A 5,403-nucleotide genomic window follows, 5' to 3' on the forward strand; every position below is an offset into this window, starting at 1 on the left:
GTCATATTTGCGTCCTAAAGTGAGTTTCGTTCAATACACAACGGCAATAAAGCCTCTTAAGGATATTTGTGATGAAAAAGACAGTAATCGGTGCAATCGCTCTTTTAGGTGCATTGGCAGTTAACCCAGTTTTTGCAAAAGAAACCATTTCTGCTGTTGGCTCTAGCAGCGTAACGCCATTGATGGAAGTTTTCTCTGAAACATATATGAAGAAAAACGCGGACGTGTTTATTGAGGTTCAAGGCCCAGGTTCTTCTGCCGGTATTAAAGCCGCTAAGAACGGCAGTGCGGATATTGGTATGTCTTCACGTGGCCTAAAAAGCTCAGAAAAAGAAGCATCATTAGTTGAAGAAAAGATCGCGCTTGATGGTATAGCGGTGGTTGTGCATCCAAGCAATAAAGTAAAAGGGTTGAGTGCTGAACAAGTCTCTGCTGTTTACCGAGGCGAGATCACGAATTGGAAAGATGTCGGTGGTGAAGACAAACCTATCGTTGCAATTACTCGCGATACCGCATCAGGGACTCGTGGTGCATTCGAAGAGATTATGAAATTGACAAAAAAAATCTCAGACAAGACGGTATCTGCTATCTCTCAACGAGCTCAAGTAGCTAACGGTAACGGCAGTTTGAAAACTATGGTTGCGTCTAACCCTTATTCCATCGGTTACATCTCTCTTGGCACCGTTGATAACACGGTTCATGCCTTAGCGGTAGACGGTACTGATGCATCGGTAGATAACGTGAAAAATGGTTCATACAAAGTGGCTCGTCCTTTCCTTGTACTGTACAAAAAAGGCCAACCATCCGCTCAAACGCAACAGTTCCTTGATTGGATGCTAACGCCTGAAGCTCAAAAACTCGTTGCAGAACATCACTATATCGCAGTGAACTAATAGACTCTCCCATTCGACTTGAAGGTGCAGCGACGTTGTTTCGTTCAGCCCAAACACATGCTTTATCCATGTGGATGGGAATTCACTGACTTGCTGTTTAGCCGCCACTTCAAGTTGTTTGGGGAAATAACTTTAAAAGTTTGCTTAGCCCATCGTTGGGGCTGAGCCTTTTCTATCCACGTCGATTCCATCGAATAGTGAGATTGATACTATGACCATCGCAACAAATAGTGAAAAGCTTATGAACAACGTTTCTACGCAAGCTTCCAAACGTGCACTTCGTGCTAAAAAGCGTGTGGACTGGAAAGAGCGCATTTTCCACGGGTTGTTTCTTACCAGTGCCATTATTGGCATTGTGTCTCTTGCCATCATTGCCTACTTCATTTTCCGCGAAAGTATTCCCGCATTTCAAGAAGTGGGTATCTCGGGTATCGTCCTTGGACAAGATTGGTTGCCGCCAGCTCTGTATGGTGTGGCAACTATGATTGTCGCTTCTGTGGTTTCAACGTTTGGTGCGGTTATCGTTGGTGTGCCTGTGGGCGTACTCACCGCTATCTTTATTGCCGAAGTCGCACCAAAACGTGTCGCGAATATCATTCGCCCAGCCGTTGAATTGCTCGCTGGTATTCCTTCCGTGGTCTATGGTTTCTTTGGTCTTGTGATTATTGTTCCTTTGATTCAGGACATTTTCCAAGTTCCTGCGGGCAATACCATTCTCGCGGGCATTATTGTGCTTGGTGTCATGATCTTACCGACGGTGATTACCGTGTCCGAGACTTCTATTCGCGCAGTCCCTCATGCGTACAAAGAAGGTTCTTTGGCATTAGGTGCATCAAGTATTTTTACCATCTTCAAACTGCTGGTACCGGCAGCTCGTTCCGGAATTATGACCGGCGTCATCTTAGGAATTGGGCGTGCGCTCGGTGAAACCATGGCCATTATTATGGTGATGGGCAACGCGCCAGCGATGCCTGAAGGTATTTTAGACTCAGCACGCACGCTGACAGCCAATATTGCGATTGAAATGTCTTACGCAAGTGGTGTTCATGCCAGTGCGCTTTATGCAACAGGCGTTGTGCTATTGGCATTCATCATGATCTTGAATGCCACATTGCTCTATTTAAACCGTGAGAGAGCGAGATAATAGTGATGGATACAGTAAAACTAAAACGTGCCCGCCAGCTAAAAGATAACGTATTGAAAATATCTATTTGGATTGCGGCTGCTGTAACAGTCGGCTTCCTATTTTGGATTATCTGGTACATCCTTTCTAACGGGCTACAACACGTAGATTGGAATTTCGTTACTGACGATTACACCCGTACTGGCAATGAACACGGGATCTTCCCGATGATCATATCGACGATTTATATGGTGATCGCTTCTATTTCGGTGGCCGCCCCGTTGGGTATTATGACGGCGATTTATCTTACCGAATACGCCAAAATCGGTAGCCGCTTGGTGAAAGTGATCCGCTTTTGTACCGAATCTTTGGCGGGGATCCCCTCCATTATCTTTGGTCTATTTGGCATGACCTTCTTTGTGGTGATTCTAGGCTTAGGCTTCTCTATTTTGTCGGGTGCGCTAACGCTCAGCATTTTGATTTTGCCTGTGATCATTCGGACCACAGAAGAAGCGTTGATGGCCGTTCCTCAAACTTATCGCGAAGGTTCTTATGGTCTTGGAGCCTCAAAAATATACACCATTTGGCGTCTGATTTTGCCAAGTGCAATGCCCGGCATCCTCACGTCAATTATTTTGAGTATTGGTCGTGTTATTGGTGAATCGGCTCCTGTGTTTTTAACCGCAGGAATGGTGGCACGTATTCCTGATTCATTGCTCGATTCAGGCCGCACCCTAACCGTTCACCTTTACAAGCTCACAACAGAGCTGTTCACGGTTGAAGAGTGGAATCAAGCCTACGGCACAGCAACCGTGCTGATTGTGGTTGTGCTACTGATCAACATGGTGACGAAGCTAATCGCAAGACGATTTAATACCGCTTCTTATTAAGCAGAGCGTTGGGCGCGATTTACAGAATTTTGAGAGATAACAAGAATGAACAAATTTAATATTGAAAACCTAGACCTTTTTTATGGCGATAACCAAGCGCTAAAATCAATCAACCTGCCTATTCCAACTCGTCAAGTGACAGCGCTGATTGGCCCTTCTGGCTGTGGAAAATCGACTTTATTACGCTGTTTGAACCGAATGAATGACCTCATTGAAGGCGTGACTATCACCGGTAAATTGGCGATGGATGGGCAAGATATTTACGGCAATATTGATGTTGCAGATCTGCGTATCAAAGTGGGAATGGTGTTCCAAAAGCCAAATCCGTTCCCAATGAGTATTTATGAAAACGTGGCGTATGGGTTACGCGCACAAGGGATTAAAGATAAAAAGCACATCGATGAAGTGGTTGAGCGCTCATTGCGCGGCGCGGCGTTGTGGAATGAAGTAAAAGATCGCTTGAAGTCGCATGCGTTTGGCCTCTCTGGTGGTCAACAACAGCGTTTGTGCATCGCACGTACGATAGCGATGGAGCCGGATGTGATTTTGATGGATGAACCAACGTCCGCCCTTGACCCGATTGCAACACACAAAATTGAAGAATTGATGGAAGAGCTGAAAAAGAATTACACCATCGTTATTGTCACGCACTCAATGCAGCAAGCGCGTCGTATTTCTGATCGCACAGCGTTTTTCTTAATGGGGGAATTGGTTGAACACAATGATACACAAGTGATTTTCAACAATCCTAAAGATGATAGAACCATGGGATATGTCAATGGCGATTTCGGCTAGTCACTTATTGCAGCGACTAACCTGGAATAATAGCGGACTCATTATAACTATAAAGCGATGGTAACTTTGCCCCTCATACAGAGGGGCTTTTTTGTAGAAACTTCATGGCATACATATTCTTATCCGCAATATGTATTAATTGATTAATATTGGCTGAATCTTTAGGAAAAGAGGCAATACCAATACTGGTTGAAAGCTTTGCTCCCACTCCATTATCCACGAAAAAATTCTCTTTAAAACACGCTTTAATGTGGCGTTGCATAATGCTCAGTTCCATCGCATCTACGCTATGGATGATCAGGGCAAACTCATCACCCCCCATACGAAATACCGAATAATCAAAGGTTGGAATCGAATGTGTTAAGCGAAACGCTACTTGCTGCAACACACTGTCCCCTGCTTTATGACCATTTTGGTCGTTAATGGGCTTAAAGTCATTTAAGTCGAGAAGAAAGAGAGAGAAGGGGTTGTTGGCAGAAATTTGATTCAGCTCTTCAAACATCGCAAGGCGGTTTGCAAGTCCAGTTAGAGGGTCAGTTAACGCTAAGGTACGCTGAGCAACCGCTTCTTTATGAAAAATATAGCTAACTAAGCCAATGCAACCCAGCATCAAGAACATCAGCAGAAATTGTACCTGTGTTAGCCTATTTGCTTTTTCTTTTTGCTCTAGATAGATAGGGCTTTGCAGTTGAAAGTTTTGGTTTACATAGCCGATAACTTGGTCGTAAATCAAGTGGGCATGTTTTTCAAATACAGCCAATGACTTTTGATCTTTAACGGCCAGCAATAAGCTTTCTAATATTTTGAAATCATCAAAGTTGTTCTTAAAGAAATGCTGGGAATCCGTTCTACCCATAAAATTATCCGATTCCTTACTCGTTAGAATCAAGTCAAAACGGCTCCAAATCAGCTCATACTGCAGCCAAGTGTGCGCTCTCTTCTCCTGTGAATCTAAGTAATAAGGAATCGAAGCAACCAGCTCAGAATACTCCTTGGTGAGCTGGAATAAATACCAAGTTGCATAGTTACGTTGGTCGGTATAGGAGTTGGCTAAAGAGCGTGTGGTCGAAAGTATATACAAATTAGCGACGATCAAGGCGACTGACAGGACAATCAACAGTGTTTTTGCTCGGTATAGCAACGGGTGTAAAGTGCTGTATTTTGTAAAATTCATTATTTACCGTGAATCAATAGTTTTTCTAACTGCCACACCATCTGGGTGTAATAAATGTCATTGTCTATTTGTGGATATTTATCTAGATTGTAGATCAGCCAAAACGGCCCCTTGTTTCTTATTTTCATTTCATCGCCATTCATGTGATAAGCAATAATGGGTTCATAGCGAGTTAAGTTTTCAATTGCAATATTAGCGGCGTAATCATTAATGGCCAAAAATGATACAGAAGAAACCTGTCCAACTTGCAAATAATTAATTAAATCAATAACTTTAAAACCAGTGAAAGTATTTTCTTTTGGTAACCAAGGAAGCTGAGTCGTGAAGGTTTCACGAGGCAGTCTCTCTGCCAATTGTGCAAGAGAATAAGTAACCCGATCTTGGTTTGGGAGGGTAATAGTTAAGCTTGCAGCATGAATAAATAAGCTGAAAAAAATAAGTGGTAAAGCGGTTATCCATCTCATCATAAACTACCTTATTTACTTCTGCTTTTTTCTTAGAGCATAGGCTAAAAGTATAAGGTGATAA

At 43.2% G+C, this 5,403-nt stretch carries 6 protein-coding genes; 4 read left to right on the forward strand and 2 right to left on the reverse strand.

All coding sequences use genetic code 11. From position 1 onward, the window contains the following. The first annotated feature begins 71 nt into the window (after positions 1-71). From B9J87_RS16470 to pstB, 4 genes are all read left to right on the forward strand, one after another. Positions 72-893, forward strand: coding sequence for a phosphate ABC transporter substrate-binding protein (locus B9J87_RS16470; RefSeq protein ID WP_026027935.1), 822 nt, complete (start codon positions 72-74; stop codon positions 891-893). Between the two features lie 211 nt (positions 894-1,104). After that, positions 1,105-2,037: a phosphate ABC transporter permease subunit PstC gene (gene pstC / locus B9J87_RS16475; RefSeq protein ID WP_017045968.1), complete on the forward strand. Its 933-nt coding sequence runs from the start codon at positions 1,105-1,107 to the stop codon at positions 2,035-2,037. A gap of 5 nt (positions 2,038-2,042) precedes the next feature. Further along, positions 2,043-2,906 carry a phosphate ABC transporter permease PstA gene (gene pstA, locus B9J87_RS16480; RefSeq protein WP_026027681.1) on the forward strand — a complete coding sequence of 288 codons (864 nt, stop codon included), beginning with the start codon at positions 2,043-2,045 and terminating at the stop codon, positions 2,904-2,906. 45 nt (positions 2,907-2,951) lie between these two features. Continuing rightward, positions 2,952-3,701: a phosphate ABC transporter ATP-binding protein PstB gene (gene pstB / locus B9J87_RS16485; RefSeq protein WP_013868112.1), complete on the forward strand. Its 750-nt coding sequence runs from the start codon at positions 2,952-2,954 to the stop codon at positions 3,699-3,701. A gap of 73 nt (positions 3,702-3,774) precedes the next feature. Here pstB and B9J87_RS16490 read toward each other — a convergent pair whose 3' ends face one another. Next, positions 3,775-4,875, reverse strand: a complete 1,101-nt coding sequence (locus B9J87_RS16490) for a GGDEF domain-containing protein (protein WP_094151759.1) — start codon at positions 4,873-4,875, stop codon at positions 3,775-3,777. Beyond that, on the reverse strand, positions 4,875-5,342 hold the full coding sequence (locus tag B9J87_RS16495; protein ID WP_094151761.1) for a molybdopterin-dependent oxidoreductase: 468 nt from the start codon (positions 5,340-5,342) through the stop codon (positions 4,875-4,877). Before B9J87_RS16495 ends, B9J87_RS16490 begins: the two co-directional genes overlap by 1 nt. Positions 5,343-5,403: the final 61 nt, after the last annotated feature.

Origin of the sequence: Vibrio sp. V19_P1S1T109 (assembly GCF_002241375.1) — a bacterium.
GTDB lineage: Bacteria > Pseudomonadota > Gammaproteobacteria > Enterobacterales > Vibrionaceae > Vibrio > Vibrio anguillarum.